Below are 16,585 nucleotides of genomic sequence, written 5' to 3' on the forward strand. Positions count from 1 at the left end.
TGGATTGATGAAGACCAATGCATGCTATGCTGATCATCGTAAGCCATTGATTGCAATGATCTCGAATTACAGCGATCCGGAGCGAGGACAAATCATGCTGTTCGACGGTTTTTCCCGCACAACCAGAATTGTGAACGATATCCCCTATCACTTCTGTCTGGGCGGAAGCGGCCCGCTGCTCATGCTCCTTCATGGTCGGCCCGAAACCCACGCCATGTGGCACAGGATAGCACCGGCTCTCAGCGCACAGCACACGGTGATATGCCCGGACCTGCATCCGGAACGATCACTTTCAGAGCAGGCTGCAGATCTGCTTAGTCTGGCGGATAGTCTTGGCCATCACAGCCTCATTCTTGCAGGACAGGATTATGGAGCGCGGGTCGCGTGCGAAGTCGCCGGACAGCAGCCGTCTCGTGTAAAGGCTCTTATCCTGCTCGAAGCCCTGCCCGGCCCTGATCACACAGGCCGTGACGATATGGCTTTTTCCCTGACGCAATATGAGAGTTGCTGGTTTGGTCAGCTTCATCCCAAACCTGAGGCCAATTCAGTGCAGATACCAGCTGAATGGCTATCCGATCCCATTTCTGAAGACAGCTATTTTTCACCGGAGGCCGTTAAAGACTATCTCTCCGCGCAGGTCTGGCGGAGTAACATTCCATTTTCATGGCCGGCATCCCGTCCCGAACTTCAATGTCCCGTTCTGGTGCTCTGGGGTAAAAAAGGCCGTATTGGCGGTTGGTACAATCCCGTCGCGCTGTGGCAGGCCGTCTCGGCCAGCACGGTGACGGGCCAGGCGCTCCCGGGAGAGCATTTTCTTCCTGAAGAAGTGCCGGAAGAAACAATATCCGCCATGCAGAATTTTCTGGCCGCCATGTCATGTAGCGATGGCAGGTAAGCTGCGAATGAGCGCAGATCCAATCGCTGTCTATCTCGTTTAACCGAACAGCGAAGCGACAAGGGATGTGCCGCTCGAGGTGATGCCAAACAGACTGAGAGTTGGGTCATTCGACCCATCCGAACCATAAAGCGACAATATTGTTGAAGGCTGGGTGATTGTCTGCGGATTGAACTGGAGAATAGCCAGATAACGTTCTGCATATTTCTGGATATTCGCTTGAGATGAAAAATCCGATGGTTGGTACGTTTTTTCGATCAGACGCTTCTGTTCATCGTAATCCAGAAGACCGAACTGCATTGGATTATACCCGCTGACGGTTTCAACGACTTTCAGAAGAGTGGCATCCGACATGATCTGATCGACCGTCATGCCTGTTGTCATTGTTCTCGTGAAATAAAGAGCGTTACCAACACCGGAAGTACTCCTCTGAGCCTCCAGTCCAGTTTCATATGACTTCTCTTCATATTTGGTGACGATCGAATCAACGGTCGATTGATCGGCAAAAGGTGATGTCGTGGAAGCCGAAGTGCCACTTGTATTGAATGCAGCAAAGGCTTTTGCAAACGCTGTCCAGGCCGCATTGCCTGATTTGGCCGATACAGATGTGGCGGCCTTCGGATCCTGCGTAAGGAGGTCTTTCACCAGCGCCGTGGAGTTCTGAATCGACCCGAGACCATAAGCACCGAGAACAACAGAAAGCGCCTTGTAGTTCTTCATCAGGGCGGAAGCAGACGTTATCGTTACGGCATCGGCTTCAAAGGATGACGTATAGTTACTCACCGTCGCGTCTGTCTTGGCGTAATCGGAAGCCGATTTCGCCTCGTCCTTGAGATCTTGCTCATACAGGGCGACAGGTGAGAGACCGGTGATAACAGACATGGGAGACCTCCATCAGCCGGCTTTTCCGGCGTTTGCGTCTGTCCGCAGATTGCTCCTTCTCTGTTAACGGTCAGTTAAAGCCATATACGTGGAATGAATGCTCAAGGTTAATTTTAAGCTTGGCGACACGAAATTTTCTTGCTCTTCTGTAATGAACTTCTCCCGGCAGGCTACGTTTTCCAGGAGAAAAGCGGTCAGGAGCACGAATGGGCAACTATACGCACAAACAGACCGGACCTTCCCCGACTGCCAGCGGCTTTTCCGCTGACACGCCGTCTGAAGGCCTGTTCTCCGCCTATCGCAATGGGCATTTTTTCTGCGAACTCACCAATGCCGGGGCGCCGCTCGATCCCCGGATCGACCTGCTCCGACAACGATTGAACGCGCTCCCTCTCGACGACCTCCGTGCCCGCGCGGCGCAGGCCGAACAGGAACTGTACAATCTCGGCATCACCTTCACCGTTTATTCCGACAGGGACGCCATTGACCGTATCCTGCCGTTTGACCTTGTTCCCCGCATCCTGACACAACCAGAATGGCGTCATGTGGAAGCAGGGGTGAAACAGCGCGTCAAAGCCCTGAACATGTTCCTGTGGGACATCTATCACGACCAGAACGTCCTCAAGGACGGGATCATTCCGCGTGAACTGGTCGTCGGAAATGCCAATTTCTGCAACGCCATGATGGGTCTGGACGTGCCCGGCGGCACCTACATCCATATCGATGGCACCGATCTTGTCCGCGACGAGACAGGCCGCTTCCTCGTACTGGAAGATAACGGGCGCACACCATCCGGTGTATCGTATGTGATCGAAAACCGTCATACGACGTTGCGCGTCATGCCCGACATCGCCTCGGGCATCGATCTCATGCCGGTGGACGAATATGGCATGCGGCTTCAGGATGCGCTCAGCCAGGTAGCCCCAGAAGGCGTAGACAATCCACAGGTCGTCCTTCTTTCTCCGGGCATCTACAACTCTGCCTATTTTGAGCATGTTTTCCTCGCTCGCGAGATGGGAGTTCCCCTCGTGGAAGGGCGCGACCTCGTCACTGAAAACGATCGTGTCTACATGCGCACGACAGCAGGTCTGCGACCCGTCCACTCCATATACCGTCGCCTCAACGATGATTTTCTTGATCCGGAAGCCTTTGATTCCTCAAGCATGCTGGGCGTGCCCGGACTGGTGCGGGCCTATCGCAAAGGGAATGTGACCATCGCCAACGCCATCGGCACGGGTGTGGCGGATGACAAGGCTGTTTATGCGTACATGCCGAGGATCATTCAGTATTACCTCTCGGAAGAGCCGATTCTTTCCAATGTTGAGACGCATATCTGCGCGGAACCGGAGGGTCTGGCCTACACACTGGCCAATCTCGACAAGCTGGTTGTCAAACCTGTCGGTGAATCAGGCGGCTATGGCCTTCTGATCGGCCCGCACGCGACAAAAGAAGAACTGTCCGACTTCAGCCGCAAGCTGAAAGATGATCCCGCGAACTATATCAGCCAGCCTGTCGTGCAGCTTTCGGTCTGCCCCACCCTGTGTGAAACCGGCCTTGAAAATCGTCATGTCGATCTGCGGCCTTTCGCCGTTACCGGCAAGGACACATGGGTGCTTCCCGGCGGTCTGTCCCGCGTGGCCCTGAAACGTGGCTCACTCGTCGTCAATTCGTCCCAGGGCGGTGGCTCCAAGGACACATGGGTACTGGCATCATGACCATTACTGTCGATCCGATCGCAACCCTCCCTCCGCAGCCGCTTCTGTCGCGGTATGCCGAATGTTCCATGTGGCTCGCCCGCTACATGGAGCGCATAGAAAATCTGGCGCGCATCATTGATATAACCGAAACCTTCGTTCGTTCCGGCGCAACGGAGGGCTGGAAAGCCATCATCCAGATCAATGCGGATGACGAGAGGTTTTTCAAGGCGCACCATCAGGACTCGGCGGAACAGGTCATCTCTTTTTATGTGATTGAAAGAGACAACCCGACATCAATCGCAGGACTGGCTCATGCCGCCCGTGAAAACGCACGCTCCCTGCGCCCGATCATTTCCGTGGAGATGTGGGCGCAACTGAACGTGTTCACCAACTTTATTCGCGACCTGAAAGCTGGAGATATCCGTCCGGGTGAAATCTCGACCCTCTGCGCGAAAATCAAGGAAGAGTGCCAGACCCACACCGGCATCACGGAAGGTACGCTCTATCGGGATCAGGTATCGGTCTTCTACAATATCGGACGCTTCCTTGAGCGGGCCGACCAGATCACCCGTCTGATTGACATCAAATACCATACGCTTCTGCCATCAGAGGCCGGCGTGGGATCGGAAGTCGATATCAGCCAGTGGTCCGCCCTCCTGCGCTCGGCAGCGGGCTACCACGCTTACAGACGGGTCATGGCAGGAGATATCCGCCCTTCCAGCGTCATCGGCTTCCTGCTGAAAAGCGCCGCATTTCCACGCTCGCTGGCGACCAACCTCAGGCTCGTTCATAACGGCCTTACCCAGCTTCGTCGGGATTACCGTCTTCTTGCGTCATCCAATATTCTGGAACGTGTGGAACATCTGTCCGCAGTGCTGGAAAGTCAGACAGCAGCACAGATCATTGTCAACGGACTGCACGAGTTCTGTGACTGGATTCAGAGCGAACTTCAGAAGGTTCAGAATGAGATTGCCCAGGCTTTCTGGCCAACTGAGCCGGTTGTGGCAAAGTCCATCTGGCCCATGGCTCCGCTTGAGCCCCTTCCCGCCTTTACATCGCAAACACAGAGTCAGAGCTGATCGGGTCACAGTTTTTAATCTTTGAACATTGGCCGGGCCTTTCCCCGGCCATATTTTTTCAGGTGTCCTGTGTGACTAAAGCAGCCCTGATTCCGCGAAACTCAGCCATCTGCCGTTTCCGACAATAACGTGGTCCCGCACAGTGATCCCCAGAACGCCGGCAGCAGCGACAACCTGTCTGGTCATGGCGAGATCTTCAGCCGAAGGCGCCGGATCTCCGCTCGGATGGTTGTGCACAAGGATCAGCGCTGTCGCTTTCAGTTCCAGAGCCCGACGCACGACTTCCCTTGGATAGACCGGCGTGTGATTGACCGTGCCCCTCGCCTGCGCTTCGTCAGCAATCAGCAGCCCGATCTCATCCAGAAAAAGAATATGGAACTGTTCAATGACTTCCCGAGCCAGAACGGCTGACAGGTAAGCATACAGCCTGCTCCGGTCCGAAAGAATTTCCAGGTCTGTCAGTCGGGATTTCTGAAGTCTGATTGCAGCCTCACGAAAGACTGTTACGGCTGCGAGCATGTAAGGCCCTATCCCGGCAACAGAACGCAAAGCCTGTGCTGAAGCTGTAAGAGTACCCGCAAATGACCCGAATCGGGCAAGAAGCATACCCGCAAGAAGCATCGGTTCCTCGTGCTTCGGCATGGCCAGACGTACAAGCGCGGACAGTGCTGCAATATCGTCAAGAACAGGATGATCAGTGACGAGACCACCCTCTTCCCGCATAGACAATCCGCTGTCGAGGAGCGCTCTGGTTGGGTCAGGAGACAGTCTGGTCCCGTGAACATTCAAGTCACGGAATGTCGCTCCGTCTGAAAATCCATCATTCACGAGAAGCCTCGACGCAAACAGAAAGCATCGAAAGTCTATAGTCTTATTATTTCATTTAATACCGCCAATTTTGTTTTTTTATATAAACAAATACTAAAATTAAGACGAATTATCTGTGCAGTTTATTTAAAATAATATCCTAATTATTGAGAACCGCCGTGAGTCGTGACTGATCTAGCCAGAGATTGCGGGAATCAAGACGCTTGACCAGACCATCTTCTTCAAGTTTCCCCAGCGTACGACTGACCGTTTCCACAGACGTACCCAGATAGTCAGCGATATCGGAACGGTCCATGATCAGATTCAGAACGTTTCTTCCGGAATCAAAAACCTCCGGCTGGTGGCTGCATTCCAGCAGGAAATCAGCAACACGTTTCAGCACTCTCTGATGCGTGACGATCAGCAGATGCCGTTGTGACAGCCGCAGTTGCGCCATGGCGCCCACAAGACAATCCTGCTGTAGCCGGGGTTCGTGATTACAGAGTTCGTGTAACGCGTCACGCGGTATCCGGATAAGGCAGCAATCCGTGAGCGCACTGGCGGAGTTCAGATAAACACCGTTCCCGCCCAGCCCGAATGGTTCCCCCGGCATGAAGAAGGCGACGATCTGGTTTCTTCCATCCGCAAGCTGGTGAGCGACGCGCACAGCTCCTGAATGCGGAATGTAGATATATTGTGCGGGCGTATCCTGAACGAAAATCTTTTCCTTGCAGTCGTAGGAAACCAGTGAGGCAATTCCAGCCAGTTCCTTCTGCACCACATCGTCCAGAATCAGGAAACCACCATGATCAATGCGGTCCACAGGCCAGTGTCCGATGGCGCAGATACGAACTTTCGGCAAAGGAGTGGCGAGAATCTTCATCAAAACCAGTCTGAAATGAATGGGTAGAAACGCGGGAGCCGACACTGAAGAAGTGTCGGCTCCGTAAGGGCTGATCAGATTTGTCCGCCGAACGGTTTCAGCAGACGCGATGCACCCAGTTATATGTGTCCGCAACACGGCCGCGCTGCGTCCCGATCAACGATTCCCGCAGGGCGCTGGTCACAGGACCTGGGCCTGTTCCTCCCGAAATCTTGACTTCACCGCCGCTCTTGGTGCGGACAGCGCCAATCGGAGAAACAGCAGCAGCCGTGCCGCAGGCGAAGGTCTCGGTCAGACGTCCAGACTTCGCATCCGCGAGCCACTGATCGATCGAATACGCCTCCTCACGCACCGTCATGCCTTTCTCGCGGGCGATCGTGAGGATCGAGTCACGCGTGATGCCGGGCAGAATGGTTCCGGTCAGGCCCGGCGTGCTGATGGAGCCGTCATCGAACACGAAGAATATGTTCATGCCGCCCATTTCTTCAATGTAGCGGTGTTCGACGGCGTCAAGGAACACAACCTGATCGCAGCCCTGCGCCTTGGCTTCCGCCTGCGCCAGCAGGGAGGCGGCATAGTTGCCGCCACACTTCGCAGCACCTGTGCCGCCGGGGGCCGCACGCGTGTAGGTCTCGGAAACCCACACAGTCACAGCACCTGAGCTGAAATAGGCTCCCACAGGCGCCGCGATCACCAGAAACAGATATTCCGATGCCGGTTTGACGCCCAGAAAGGCGTCATTGGCGAACATGAAAGGACGGATATACAGGCTGGCGTTCTCACCCGACGGTACCCAGTCGCGGTCCGCTTTCACGAGTTCATCAACAGCGCGGATGAAGAGTGACTCCGGCAGCTCTGGCATGGCCATGCGTTCGGCAGACGAGCGGAAACGGCGGGCATTGGCATCGGGGCGGAAGATGGCGATGCCATTATCCTCGGTGCGGAAAGCCTTCATGCCCTCAAAGATTTCCTGAGCATAGTGCAGAACCGCAGCAGACGGATCGAGTGTCAGAGGACCGCGCGGCATAACCTTCGCATCATGCCAGCCTTCGCCATCCTTGTAGCGGATCATAACCATATGATCGGTGGCGATACGCCCGAACGCGGGGTTGGCCATAAGCTCGGCCCGCTTTTCCGGCGACGTAAGATTGGAATGCGGAAGGGTTTCGAAGCTGATGTCCTCGGCGCTGCTCACGACCTGCTCTCCTGCCCTTTTCAACGGGCTTACTGTGGTTCCATGGCCGCCTGGGCCACTATTGCGCCACACTTGAGCGGAAAATATCGCTTTGGGCAATCCGGTTGCGACGCAATTCTGCCGCCTGTTTCCAATGCAATGACCGATCGGTCAATCCCTTGGGAACAGCTCCTAGGCATGAACATGTTTCAGGGCGGCTTCCAGTTGCCCGGAGACAAGCGTGGGTAGATCGGCCGGCATTTCAGCAATGGCTTCCGCGCCAGCACTGACCAGCTCACCTTCTCCACCATAACCCCACGCGATGCCAATGGCCCGGATGGCGTTGGCGTGCGCGCCGGAGATATCGAACCGTCGATCTCCGAGCATGATGGCGTGATGCTTTTCAATCCCGTGATCGGACAGGACGGAGGCGATCAGTTCCGGCTTTTCCGCGCCGCTGTCATCCGGACGGGCGCCATAGACTTCCCGGAATTCTGTCAACAGTCCCGCACGTTCAAGGATGGCGCGAGCCAGCGTTCTGGGTTTGGATGTCGCAATATAGAGGGAGGCGCCCGCCTCTTTGATGGTTGCTATCGCCTCCCGCATTCCCGGGAAAACAGGCGTCTGGAACATGCCCTCGGCTTCGTAATGCCATCGGTAACACGCCATCGCGTGGTCACAGCGGTCATCGCCATAATGCCGGAGAACCTCTCCAATCAGATCTCTCAGCGGCGGCCCCACGACCCAGGTGAGATCCTGATCCAGATCAGGATCATGGCCAAGCTCGCGGATCACTTTACGGATTGTTGCGACGATCCCTGCACGGGAGTCGATGATTGTTCCATCGAGATCGAAAAGAACCGAGGAACCGGCAAGAGGGTGCGCTGTCATACTTCCAGTTGAATACGCTTCCGGACAGCCGTCAATGCAGTGTCTGTCATCTGGCCTCCCGGTAAGGGTCTTGTCTGAATATCGCGGCTGCCTGTAGCGTGCGGCCTGTGGATGGTGCCCTGCAAGGCCTGCTTAAAATAGTGCAGGCCCGGCACGATCTGAAACTCTGGAGATCGCCTATGTTCAGCCACATCATGCTTGGCAGTAACGACATCGAAAGATCACGCAAATTCTACGACGCCATCTTCGCGGCAATCGGTGGCGCACCGGCAACCCTGAATCCAAAGGGACGCCTCGTTTACAGCCATAACGGCCAGCGTCTCGTCATCGGCAAGCCTCTCAATGGCGAACCCGCCACCGGAGGCAACGGCTCGACCGTCGGTTTCGCGATCGAGACGCCGGAAAAGATCGACGCATGGTGGAAAGCCGGTGGCGAGAACGGTGGTGTCCAGATCGAAGACCCGCCAGGCGTACGCAAGAATGCGACGGGTGACCTGTATCTCGCCTATCTGCGTGATCCAGACGGCAACAAGCTCTGCGCCCTGCATTCCATGTAAGGCTGCTTAACAGGATGATACCGGAAGATCGATTTCCGGTATCGCCTTGTCCGCCTGTATTTATTTGAAACGGCAGGGCTGGTCGCTGGTTGGTGTGTCACTGGTTTGAACAACCATCAACTCGACCGGGTCATCACCCACATTTCCTGCGTCATGCCCGATATGGCCCTGCTGGTCCTTGCGGCTGAGCTGATCCTCACCCAACGAGACCTCACCCGGTCCCATGACGACTTTGTGCCCATCCATGGCCGTTACGTACCAGGACCCTTTGAGCGGGACGATCCACTGTACTTTCGGATCGGGATGCCATGCTCCGTCCCAGTGCGCTGGTTGCACAGTGAAGATCACCTGAGCCGGGCCTTCCTTCAGACGATCCTGCCACTGCGGTCCAGCCGGTTTCGACATGGTTTTCAGATCAAAGTTACGGATCGGGCAGTGTGTCATGTGACTGATACCGTCGTGATCGCTCCAGTTATGCCAGTACCACATGGTCGGGTGAGGCGGCGTCTCATCGGCCCGCGCCATTCCGACGACACTGAGCAGACCCGCCAGTCCGGCAAAAATCGTTCCGGGCTTTATCATTCTGCTTTTCCAGACTGCCTGCGCGGAGGCTGATAGCGTTTTTCGGGTGACACCGCATCAAAGCGCTCCCTGCTAGGGGTAGCCAACAGTTCGACAATCATGCCCCAGGGTGTCTTTCCGTAGCAGAACAGGTTGCCCGGCCCTTCTTCCAGTGAAGGCTGCTTCTGCGGCTCTGTCATCAGAACACCCCCGGCTTCAGTGAAACGGGCGCATCCTGCTTCGATATCGTCAACATAGACCGCGAAATGCTGAAGCCCGAAATCGCAGGGGCGCAGGGCGGAATGCTGTTCCGGGCCGTGCATTTCAAAAAGTTCGATACAAGGCCCCTGCCCCAGCGCAACCATGCACATTTCTTTCACGACCGTTCCGGGTACAAGGTCCAGAATCTTTTCGACCTTACTTCCCTCCTGCGGGTGATCCGGCGTCACATTGCGGTAAAGCGGAACAGCTCCGAAGGCTTTTTCCAGAAAACCCAGAGCCGCGTTGATGTCAGGGACAGTCACACCGACATGATCAATCCCGCGTGGCAGACCTGAACAATCTTCGGTCTCTTTCATGGCCGCTTCTCCTGATCCATCTCTGAAAACAACGGCTCCTGCGCTGATCAGTTGCATCTGAAAACCCGATGGACAGAACCGGCGCTCTCGACGCGCCCCCGCTCCCCGGCCTATTTCTTGTCCTGTTTCAAGAAAGGGTGACGCATCGTCATCCTGCCTGACAGGAGACCGGCCCCCGCCGGGAAACATGCTCATGACTGTTGCCATTGAACGCCGTTTTGAAGCGGCACGCGCCGTTGTGGATGATGCCGCACGGCTGGCCCTTTCCATGAGACCGCCTCCGGGTGGACCGGTCGGCACGCTGAAATCGGCACAAGACTGGCTGACGGAAGCAGACGGTGCGGTTGAAGCGTTCATCTCCAGACGTATGGCGGCTCTTTTCCCGGATGACGGATTTCAGGGGGAGGAGGAAGGCGCGACACGCAGTGGCAGTCTGCGCTGGGTTGTCGATCCCATCGACGGCACCTCCAATTTCGCACGCGGCCGCAATCGCTGGTGTGTCTCGCTCGGTCTTCTGGAAGATGACCATCCAGTTGCCGGCATCGTCTGCGCGCCCGCTCTTGGCGAAACCTATACAGGCCTGATCGGCAAGGGCGCTTTCCTGAATGGCAAACCCATCAAGGCGTCACCCGTAAATGACACACGCAGCGCCATGATCGAGATGGGCTGGAGCAACCGGGTGCCGAAACCGATTTTCATGGAAAAGATCGGAGCCATTCTGGACTCAGGCGCGATGCCCCGTTCGGGTGGTTCCGGCGCGCTGGCGCTGACCGATGTGGCTTGCGGGCGGCTCGACGCCTACATCGAAATCGTCATCAATCTCTGGGATGTCGCCGGCGCTCTCCCCATTCTGGCGGAGTCGGGCGCGAAAGTTTCTCCCTTTCTGCGTGATGGCGGCCTGACCGGAGGCGCAACCATTCTTGCCGTCGCGCCCGGCATTGCTGACGCTCTGGCGAAAGCCGTACAGATTCCACTCATCTGATGCCCCAGGTCATCTGACACCCTTGGCCCAGGTGGCGCGACGCCACCCGGTGACCGTCAAAAACAGCCTTATGTAACAGTCAGCTACAAAACAATGACCTTTCATGTCTCAAACAGGGTTCTCGCCGCACCTTACGCACGATACCTTGCAGCCCATGTCATTTTCGAATGACGACAAGGAGTTTGAAACATGAAGAAAATTGCACTCTCTCTCATGCTGGCGACCGGTCTGGCGACAGCACCGACATTCGCTCACGCAGCATCAGCGCATGTGGTCTGGGAGAAATACAAGGCAGGTCGCGCCCTGAAGCATCTGTCCGCCGACGGGCAGCGTGCTTTCGGTGATCTGCTTCAGGCCCATGACCTGCTGGCGGCAGGCAAGACGGAGCAGGCCATCCCGCTCCTCTATGATGCGAACAAAAGCCTGACAGCGGCTTCAAAGGCGGACAAAAAATTTGTCACGGCTGAAGCCTCCCTGACCCCGGCGCCGCAGCATCCGGCAGCACCGGGCCACACACCTTCCACCACACAGGACGTCTGGATCCCGGTTGGTGGTGAGTTTGTGGAAACGGAAACGCTGGCTCCCGAAAAGAAAGCCGCCATCGCAGCCGCTAACAGCCAGATCAAGGCCGGCAAGGCTCCTCAGGCCGCAGAGACCATGCAGGTTGTCGATGACAATCTGGACTTCATCGTGGCTCTGGCTCCACTGAACGCCACACAGGGTGCAGTGAACCGTGCGCAGGTCTTCACGGAAGGTCGCAATCCGCAGGCTGCACTTGATGCGGTGACCCAGGCACTGAACGGCCTCGTATTCGTCGATGATGACCTGATGGATGCAAAGGCCGCGCCCGCAAAGGCTTCGGCACCTGCCTCTGCTCCGGCAGCCAAGACAGCACAGTAAGGCTGACAAGATTACTCCTGATCATCCGTTGGATCGATCAGGAGTAATTTTATGCTGCATGAGATGTGCGGAAAGCAGGCGGAGCGTTCGCTGACAAAGGTCCGTTTTTTCAGTCAGTCAGGCCTCAAGCGGACTGCATGGTCCATGCGTGCATTTGCAAACGATGCAGAGGCTCACTCCCCTCGCTCAGAAACGCTTCGACGCGGTGACTACTGATCCCCGTGCGATTTCGTTGGAGCGCTTGGCCGCCAGCTTGCGTTCCTTGCGTTCTTTCATGGCCATCCGCTCATAGCGGATGCGCTGGCGAATCCAGTTCAGCACACCCGAGAACATCAGCACCGTGATGCCGACAAAGGTCCAGCCGTCCAGCGGCTCCCTGAAGACGATGTAGCTGAGCACCACGCCCCACACCATCTGGCTATATTGTGGGAGCGCCACGCGGTTTGCAGGCGCCTTTGCCGTCGCCATCATCATCAGCAACTGACCAAGAGCCGCGAGAAATCCGTAGCCGAACAGGAAAACCCAGTCTTTGACGGAGGCGGGCCATGTTGCATGCACGCCCATCAGAATGCCGTTTCCAATGATCGGACCGATAAGGCTCGATCCGAACAGGGACAGACGGGTCTTCTCACGATCAGCCAGACGATAGGTGATCACGCTGCCCGCGTTCGCAAACGCGGCGACCAGGGCGCACAGATGTCCGAAATGCAGGGCGCGGAAGCCCGGACGCAGCACAATCAGCACGCCGATAAAGCCGAGAATGACCGCAAGCCAGGCCCAGAAGATGACTTTTTCTTTCAGAAAAACTACTGAAATGATCGTCACGAACAGCGGCATCAGGAACATCAGCGACATGGCTTCCGGCATGGGCAGAAGCATGAAGGCTTCGACACTCGCCGCCGTCGCCACGAAAACGCAGATCGCTCTGAGAAACCACATCGTCCACAACTGCGGACGTACGACATCGATGTAGGACTCTCCTTTCTGCCGGATGAACGGCAGGATCAGAAAGCCGAAGACACCTCCGGAAAAGGCGACTTCAAACGGGTCCAGAGATCCTGCCAGCAGTTTGGAAAAAGCGTCACTGATGGAAAAAGCCGCATAAGCTCCAAAGGCGAGCGTCATTCCGGTAAAGAGGTCTCTCGGAGTCATGGAATTATTACGCCGTCTGCTGGAGAAATGCGAAAAACAGTTGTGTGGGCCTGAAACAGGGAGCCGCGTATAATCATCGCGCTATATAACGTCACGCGCTATTATGCGGCTGGCACAAAAAAAATTTACAGCGTGTTTTTCTGCACTACGAAATACGCAGGTCTCCGGAAAAATAGCGCTCAATTATTTCAAACAATATTAACTTAAAATTTTCATATTACTTATCCACAAATCAGATATGCGAGTCCCAAAAGAAAAACCCTGAAGCAGGGGCTTCGCGGTCAATGCTATATTTCAAGGACATCTTTACTATAATCGGGAGCAGTTCTGCTCCCGCAAGGCGGCCCTACTCGACCGTAACCGACTTCGCCAGATTGCGTGGCTGATCGACATCCGTGCCTTTGAGAAGGGCTGTTTCGTAAGCCAGCATCTGCACGCCGATCGTCTGGATGATGGGCGTGACAAACGGATGCACCTTGGGCAGCGCAATCGTCTGCTCGGCGATGGCGGACAGACGATCCCTGCCGACTTCGTCGGTGAACGCCAGAAGACGGCCACCACGCGCCTTTGCCTCCTGAAGATTGGACAGGGTTTTATCGAAAAGCACGCCGGACGGCACTGTCGCCACGATGGGCACCGTGCGGTCAATCAAGGAAATCGGCCCGTGCTTCATCTCGCCAGCAGCATAGGCTTCCGCATGGATGTAGGAGATCTCCTTGAGTTTCAGCGCGCCTTCCATGGCGACCGGATAGGCGCTGCCTCTGCCGAGATAAAGCACATCACGCGCCTCAGCCACGACCGACGCCATCTGGCGAATGGCATCGCCATGCGTGAACACATCTGCCGCACGGCTGGGCAGATCAAGAAGAGCTGAAACCAGCTCTTCCTCACCATCCGCATCAAGTTCGCCACGCATCCGGGCAATGGCGATGGTCAGGCACGCCAGCACCGTCAACTGTGCTGTAAACGCCTTGGTTGAAGCCACCGAAATTTCCGGCCCTGCGACAGTACCCAGCACCGCGTCACTGTCGCGGGCCATGCTGCTATGTTCAGCGTTCAGGATCGACAGGATCGGCAGGCCAGCGTTTTTAAACCCGCGTAGCGCTGCCAGGGTGTCTGCTGTCTCACCCGACTGGGAAATCAGAATACCCAGCGAGCCCGGCGTCAGAGGCGGGTTGCGGTAACGCATCTCGCTGGCGACATCGATATCCACCGGAAGACGAGCGATTTCTTCAAGCCAGTAGCGTCCAACGACACCCGCATAAAAAGCCGAACCACAGGCGGTTATGACGGCACGGGGAATGGTGGCGAGATCGAACGGCATCTCCGGCAGCACAACCCTGCGGGTCGCCGGATCGATCATCCGCTGAAGCGTCTGGCCAATGACCAGCGGATGCTCGTGGAGTTCCTTCTCCATATAGTGACGATAACCGTCCTTGCCGACCGCACCGGCAATGAGCGCCGTCGTCTGGATGGTTCGCTCGACTCGCTCGCCGGAGTGATCGAAGAACTCGGCCCCATCACGGTTCAGAACGACGCAGTCGCCATCATCAAGATAGGCGATGCGGCGCGTCAGGGGAGCCAGCGCGAGACTGTCTGAGCCCAGAAACATCTCGCCATCGCCAAAACCGACAGCCAATGGTGCGCCATGACGGGCTCCGATCATCAGCCCTTCATGCTCGGCGAAGATCATGGCTATGGCATAAGCCCCTTCCAGACGGCGCAGGGCTGAAAAAGCGGCCTCGCGCGGCGACTGACCCGCACCGAGATAATGATCGACCAGCTTGGCGATCGTCTCGCTGTCCGTCTCGGTCTCGAAGCTCTGGCCTTCGGCCTCAAGCTCGGTCCGCAGGGTTTCGAAATTCTCGATGATACCGTTATGCACGATGGCCACACGAGCGGTTCCATGCGGATGCGCGTTGGTTTCGGTCGGTGCGCCGTGCGTGGCCCAGCGGGTGTGACCGATGGCGGTCTTCCCATGCAGGGGGGTCTGCTCCAGAATCTTGCCGAGATTATCCAGCTTGCCTGCCGCGCGGCGACGCTCGATATGACCGTCGGCATTCAGTGTGGCGACGCCGGCCGAGTCATAGCCCCGATATTCCAGCCGACGCAGACCTTCAAAGACGATCGGCGTTGCCTGTCTGTGTCCTACGACGCCACAGATACCGCACATCAGCCCTGTTCCTTCTTTGCCCGGAGCGCTGCACGGAAACGTGCCGCCCATCCAGTTTTGTTTGTCTGCACACCGCGCGCAACCGCCAGCGCGTCCGGCTCCACATCATTGGTGATGACACTTCCTGCCGCCACCAGTGCGCCATCCCCAATCGTCACCGGGGCAACGAGAATGGAATCCGAACCGATAAAGGCGTTCGCGCCGATGGTCGTGCGGTGCTTGAACACGCCATCATAATTGCAGGTGATCGTCCCGGCCCCGACATTGGTGGCCGCCCCGATGCTCGCATCCCCAAGATAGGTGAGATGGTTGGCTTTTGCACCGTCTCCCATCGTCGTGGCCTTGAGTTCGACGAAATTGCCGACGTGACAGCCCTCACCCAGCTTTGTGCCAGGACGCAGTCGCGCATAAGGGCCGATCAGCGATTTCGACCCCACCTCGCACTGTTCGAGATGACTGAACGCCCTGATTTCCGCACCGGAACGCACCGTCACGCCGCGCCCGAAGACCACGTTCGGCTGCACGACCACATCAGGCTCCAGCACCGTATCGAACGAGAAGAAGACGGTCTCCGGCGCAGTCAGGGTCACGCCGTGCTCCATTGCCTCACGACGCAGACGACGCTGGACGGTCGCCTCGGCTTCCGCCAGTTCGACGCGCGAATTCACGCCGAGCAGTTCACTCTCCGGTGCTTCGACAGCGCGAATGATGCCGCCCTGCTCCCGCACGATGCCGACTACATCCGTCAGGTAATACTCGCCCTTGCTGTTCGCATTGCCGACCTTGTGCAGCCACTCGCGGAAACGGGTCGCGTCGGCGCAGAAAACACCGGCATTGCACAGATCAACGGTGCGCTCGGCATCCGAGGCGTCAGCCCACTCAACGATCTTTTCGACCGTTCCGGTGTCATTGAGGATCACACGACCGTACCGGCCGGGCGTGGCGGGCCGCATGGCGAGCAGTGCGAGGTCCGTATGCCCTGTCTCACTCCGCCGCGTGTCGAGCATGCGCCGGAGCGTCTCGGGCGTGATGAGCGGATTGTCGGCATAGAGAACCGCAACGTCGCCATCACCAAACAGGTCTTCTGCCTGAAGCGCCGCATGGGCCGTGCCGAGGCGGTCATGCTGGATCACCGTTGCGTGGGGCTCGGCACAGCGCGCGAGATCGTCCATGTCGGGGCCGATAACGACGACGACACGATCGAATATCTTTGCAGCACTGGCGATCAGATGGCTCAGCATCGGCTGTCCCGCCAGTGGCTGAAGCGCCTTCGGCAGGGAAGAGCGCATCCGCGTGCCGAGACCGGCTGCGAGGAGAACGGCTGTGGAAGAGCGGTTTGCGGACGGTTTTGTCATGGTTTTCTGGCGGTAAGCC

At 57.0% G+C, this 16,585-nt stretch carries 16 protein-coding genes; 6 read left to right on the forward strand and 10 right to left on the reverse strand.

What is annotated here, in order from left to right; all coding sequences use genetic code 11:
* Positions 1-7: 7 nt before the first annotated feature.
* Positions 8-895: an alpha/beta fold hydrolase gene (locus A0U92_RS08560; RefSeq protein ID WP_236748050.1), complete on the forward strand. Its 888-nt coding sequence runs from the start codon at positions 8-10 to the stop codon at positions 893-895.
* Positions 896-934: 39 nt separating this feature from the next.
* Here A0U92_RS08560 and A0U92_RS08565 read toward each other — a convergent pair whose 3' ends face one another.
* Positions 935-1,777 carry a DUF1217 domain-containing protein gene (locus A0U92_RS08565; protein WP_077812859.1) on the reverse strand — a complete coding sequence of 281 codons (843 nt, stop codon included), beginning with the start codon at positions 1,775-1,777 and terminating at the stop codon, positions 935-937.
* 206 nt (positions 1,778-1,983) lie between these two features.
* Between A0U92_RS08565 and A0U92_RS08570 the strand changes: the two genes are divergently transcribed.
* A complete protein-coding gene (locus tag A0U92_RS08570; protein WP_077812860.1) occupies positions 1,984-3,492 on the forward strand; it encodes a circularly permuted type 2 ATP-grasp protein in 1,509 nt (502 codons plus the stop codon).
* A complete protein-coding gene (locus A0U92_RS08575) occupies positions 3,474-4,553 on the forward strand; it encodes an alpha-E domain-containing protein (protein WP_077812861.1) in 1,080 nt (359 codons plus the stop codon). Before A0U92_RS08570 ends, A0U92_RS08575 begins: the two co-directional genes overlap by 19 nt.
* A 75-nt stretch (positions 4,554-4,628) precedes the next feature.
* Here the strand turns inward: A0U92_RS08575 and A0U92_RS08580 are convergent, their stop codons facing one another.
* From A0U92_RS08580 to A0U92_RS08595, 4 genes are all read right to left on the reverse strand, one after another.
* Complete coding sequence (locus tag A0U92_RS08580; RefSeq protein WP_236748051.1) at positions 4,629-5,342, reverse strand: JAB domain-containing protein; 714 nt, start codon at positions 5,340-5,342, stop codon at positions 4,629-4,631.
* Positions 5,343-5,520: 178 nt separating this feature from the next.
* Positions 5,521-6,288 carry a Crp/Fnr family transcriptional regulator gene (locus A0U92_RS08585; RefSeq protein WP_236748052.1) on the reverse strand — a complete coding sequence of 256 codons (768 nt, stop codon included), beginning with the start codon at positions 6,286-6,288 and terminating at the stop codon, positions 5,521-5,523.
* 52 nt (positions 6,289-6,340) lie between these two features.
* A complete protein-coding gene (locus A0U92_RS08590) occupies positions 6,341-7,438 on the reverse strand; it encodes a branched-chain amino acid aminotransferase (RefSeq protein ID WP_077812864.1) in 1,098 nt (365 codons plus the stop codon).
* Positions 7,439-7,609: 171 nt separating this feature from the next.
* On the reverse strand, positions 7,610-8,308 hold the full coding sequence (locus A0U92_RS08595) for an HAD hydrolase-like protein (protein WP_077812865.1): 699 nt from the start codon (positions 8,306-8,308) through the stop codon (positions 7,610-7,612).
* Between the two features lie 179 nt (positions 8,309-8,487).
* Between A0U92_RS08595 and A0U92_RS08600 the strand changes: the two genes are divergently transcribed.
* Positions 8,488-8,865: a VOC family protein gene (locus A0U92_RS08600; RefSeq protein ID WP_077812866.1), complete on the forward strand. Its 378-nt coding sequence runs from the start codon at positions 8,488-8,490 to the stop codon at positions 8,863-8,865.
* Between the two features lie 60 nt (positions 8,866-8,925).
* Here the strand turns inward: A0U92_RS08600 and A0U92_RS08605 are convergent, their stop codons facing one another.
* Both A0U92_RS08605 and A0U92_RS08610 read right to left on the reverse strand, forming a co-directional pair.
* A complete protein-coding gene (locus tag A0U92_RS08605) occupies positions 8,926-9,447 on the reverse strand; it encodes a cupin domain-containing protein (RefSeq protein ID WP_077812867.1) in 522 nt (173 codons plus the stop codon).
* Positions 9,444-10,004, reverse strand: coding sequence for a VOC family protein (locus A0U92_RS08610; RefSeq protein ID WP_077814330.1), 561 nt, complete (start codon positions 10,002-10,004; stop codon positions 9,444-9,446). The genes A0U92_RS08605 and A0U92_RS08610 overlap by 4 nt, the downstream gene beginning before the upstream one ends.
* Before the next feature lie 193 nt (positions 10,005-10,197).
* Here A0U92_RS08610 and A0U92_RS08615 point away from each other — a divergent pair, with 193 nt between their 5' ends.
* Both A0U92_RS08615 and A0U92_RS08620 read left to right on the forward strand, forming a co-directional pair.
* Complete coding sequence (locus A0U92_RS08615; RefSeq protein ID WP_187668730.1) at positions 10,198-10,986, forward strand: inositol monophosphatase family protein; 789 nt, start codon at positions 10,198-10,200, stop codon at positions 10,984-10,986.
* A 189-nt stretch (positions 10,987-11,175) separates the two neighbouring features.
* Positions 11,176-11,886, forward strand: a complete 711-nt coding sequence (locus tag A0U92_RS08620) for a YfdX family protein (RefSeq protein ID WP_077812869.1) — start codon at positions 11,176-11,178, stop codon at positions 11,884-11,886.
* 186 nt (positions 11,887-12,072) lie between these two features.
* Here the strand turns inward: A0U92_RS08620 and A0U92_RS08625 are convergent, their stop codons facing one another.
* The 3 genes from A0U92_RS08625 to glmU form a co-directional block, all read right to left on the reverse strand.
* Positions 12,073-13,038, reverse strand: a complete 966-nt coding sequence (locus A0U92_RS08625; RefSeq protein WP_236748053.1) for a DMT family transporter — start codon at positions 13,036-13,038, stop codon at positions 12,073-12,075.
* Between the two features lie 346 nt (positions 13,039-13,384).
* Complete coding sequence (gene glmS / locus A0U92_RS08630) at positions 13,385-15,211, reverse strand: glutamine--fructose-6-phosphate transaminase (isomerizing) (RefSeq protein ID WP_077812871.1); 1,827 nt, start codon at positions 15,209-15,211, stop codon at positions 13,385-13,387.
* Positions 15,211-16,566 carry a bifunctional UDP-N-acetylglucosamine diphosphorylase/glucosamine-1-phosphate N-acetyltransferase GlmU gene (gene glmU, locus A0U92_RS08635; protein WP_077814331.1) on the reverse strand — a complete coding sequence of 452 codons (1,356 nt, stop codon included), beginning with the start codon at positions 16,564-16,566 and terminating at the stop codon, positions 15,211-15,213. The genes glmS and glmU overlap by 1 nt, the downstream gene beginning before the upstream one ends.
* Positions 16,567-16,585: the final 19 nt, after the last annotated feature.

The organism is Acetobacter aceti, from assembly GCF_002005445.1.
Classification (GTDB): domain Bacteria; phylum Pseudomonadota; class Alphaproteobacteria; order Acetobacterales; family Acetobacteraceae; genus Acetobacter; species Acetobacter aceti_B.

Coding starts and splice junctions, on each gene's coding strand:
- A0U92_RS08575 (WP_077812861.1), top strand. CDS start 3,474: ATGGGTACTGGCATCATGACCATTACTGTCGATCCGATCGCAACCCTC.
- A0U92_RS08610 (WP_077814330.1), bottom strand. CDS start 10,004: ATGAAAGAGACCGAAGATTGTTCAGGTCTGCCACGCGGGATTGATCAT.
- A0U92_RS08595 (WP_077812865.1), bottom strand. CDS start 8,308: ATGACAGCGCACCCTCTTGCCGGTTCCTCGGTTCTTTTCGATCTCGAT.
- A0U92_RS08625 (WP_236748053.1), bottom strand. CDS start 13,038: ATGACTCCGAGAGACCTCTTTACCGGAATGACGCTCGCCTTTGGAGCT.
- A0U92_RS08600 (WP_077812866.1), top strand. CDS start 8,488: ATGTTCAGCCACATCATGCTTGGCAGTAACGACATCGAAAGATCACGC.
- A0U92_RS08605 (WP_077812867.1), bottom strand. CDS start 9,447: ATGATAAAGCCCGGAACGATTTTTGCCGGACTGGCGGGTCTGCTCAGT.
- A0U92_RS08620 (WP_077812869.1), top strand. CDS start 11,176: ATGAAGAAAATTGCACTCTCTCTCATGCTGGCGACCGGTCTGGCGACA.
- A0U92_RS08560 (WP_236748050.1), top strand. CDS start 8: ATGAAGACCAATGCATGCTATGCTGATCATCGTAAGCCATTGATTGCA.
- glmS (WP_077812871.1), bottom strand. CDS start 15,211: ATGTGCGGTATCTGTGGCGTCGTAGGACACAGACAGGCAACGCCGATC.
- A0U92_RS08565 (WP_077812859.1), bottom strand. CDS start 1,777: ATGTCTGTTATCACCGGTCTCTCACCTGTCGCCCTGTATGAGCAAGAT.
- glmU (WP_077814331.1), bottom strand. CDS start 16,566: ATGACAAAACCGTCCGCAAACCGCTCTTCCACAGCCGTTCTCCTCGCA.
- A0U92_RS08570 (WP_077812860.1), top strand. CDS start 1,984: ATGGGCAACTATACGCACAAACAGACCGGACCTTCCCCGACTGCCAGC.
- A0U92_RS08615 (WP_187668730.1), top strand. CDS start 10,198: ATGACTGTTGCCATTGAACGCCGTTTTGAAGCGGCACGCGCCGTTGTG.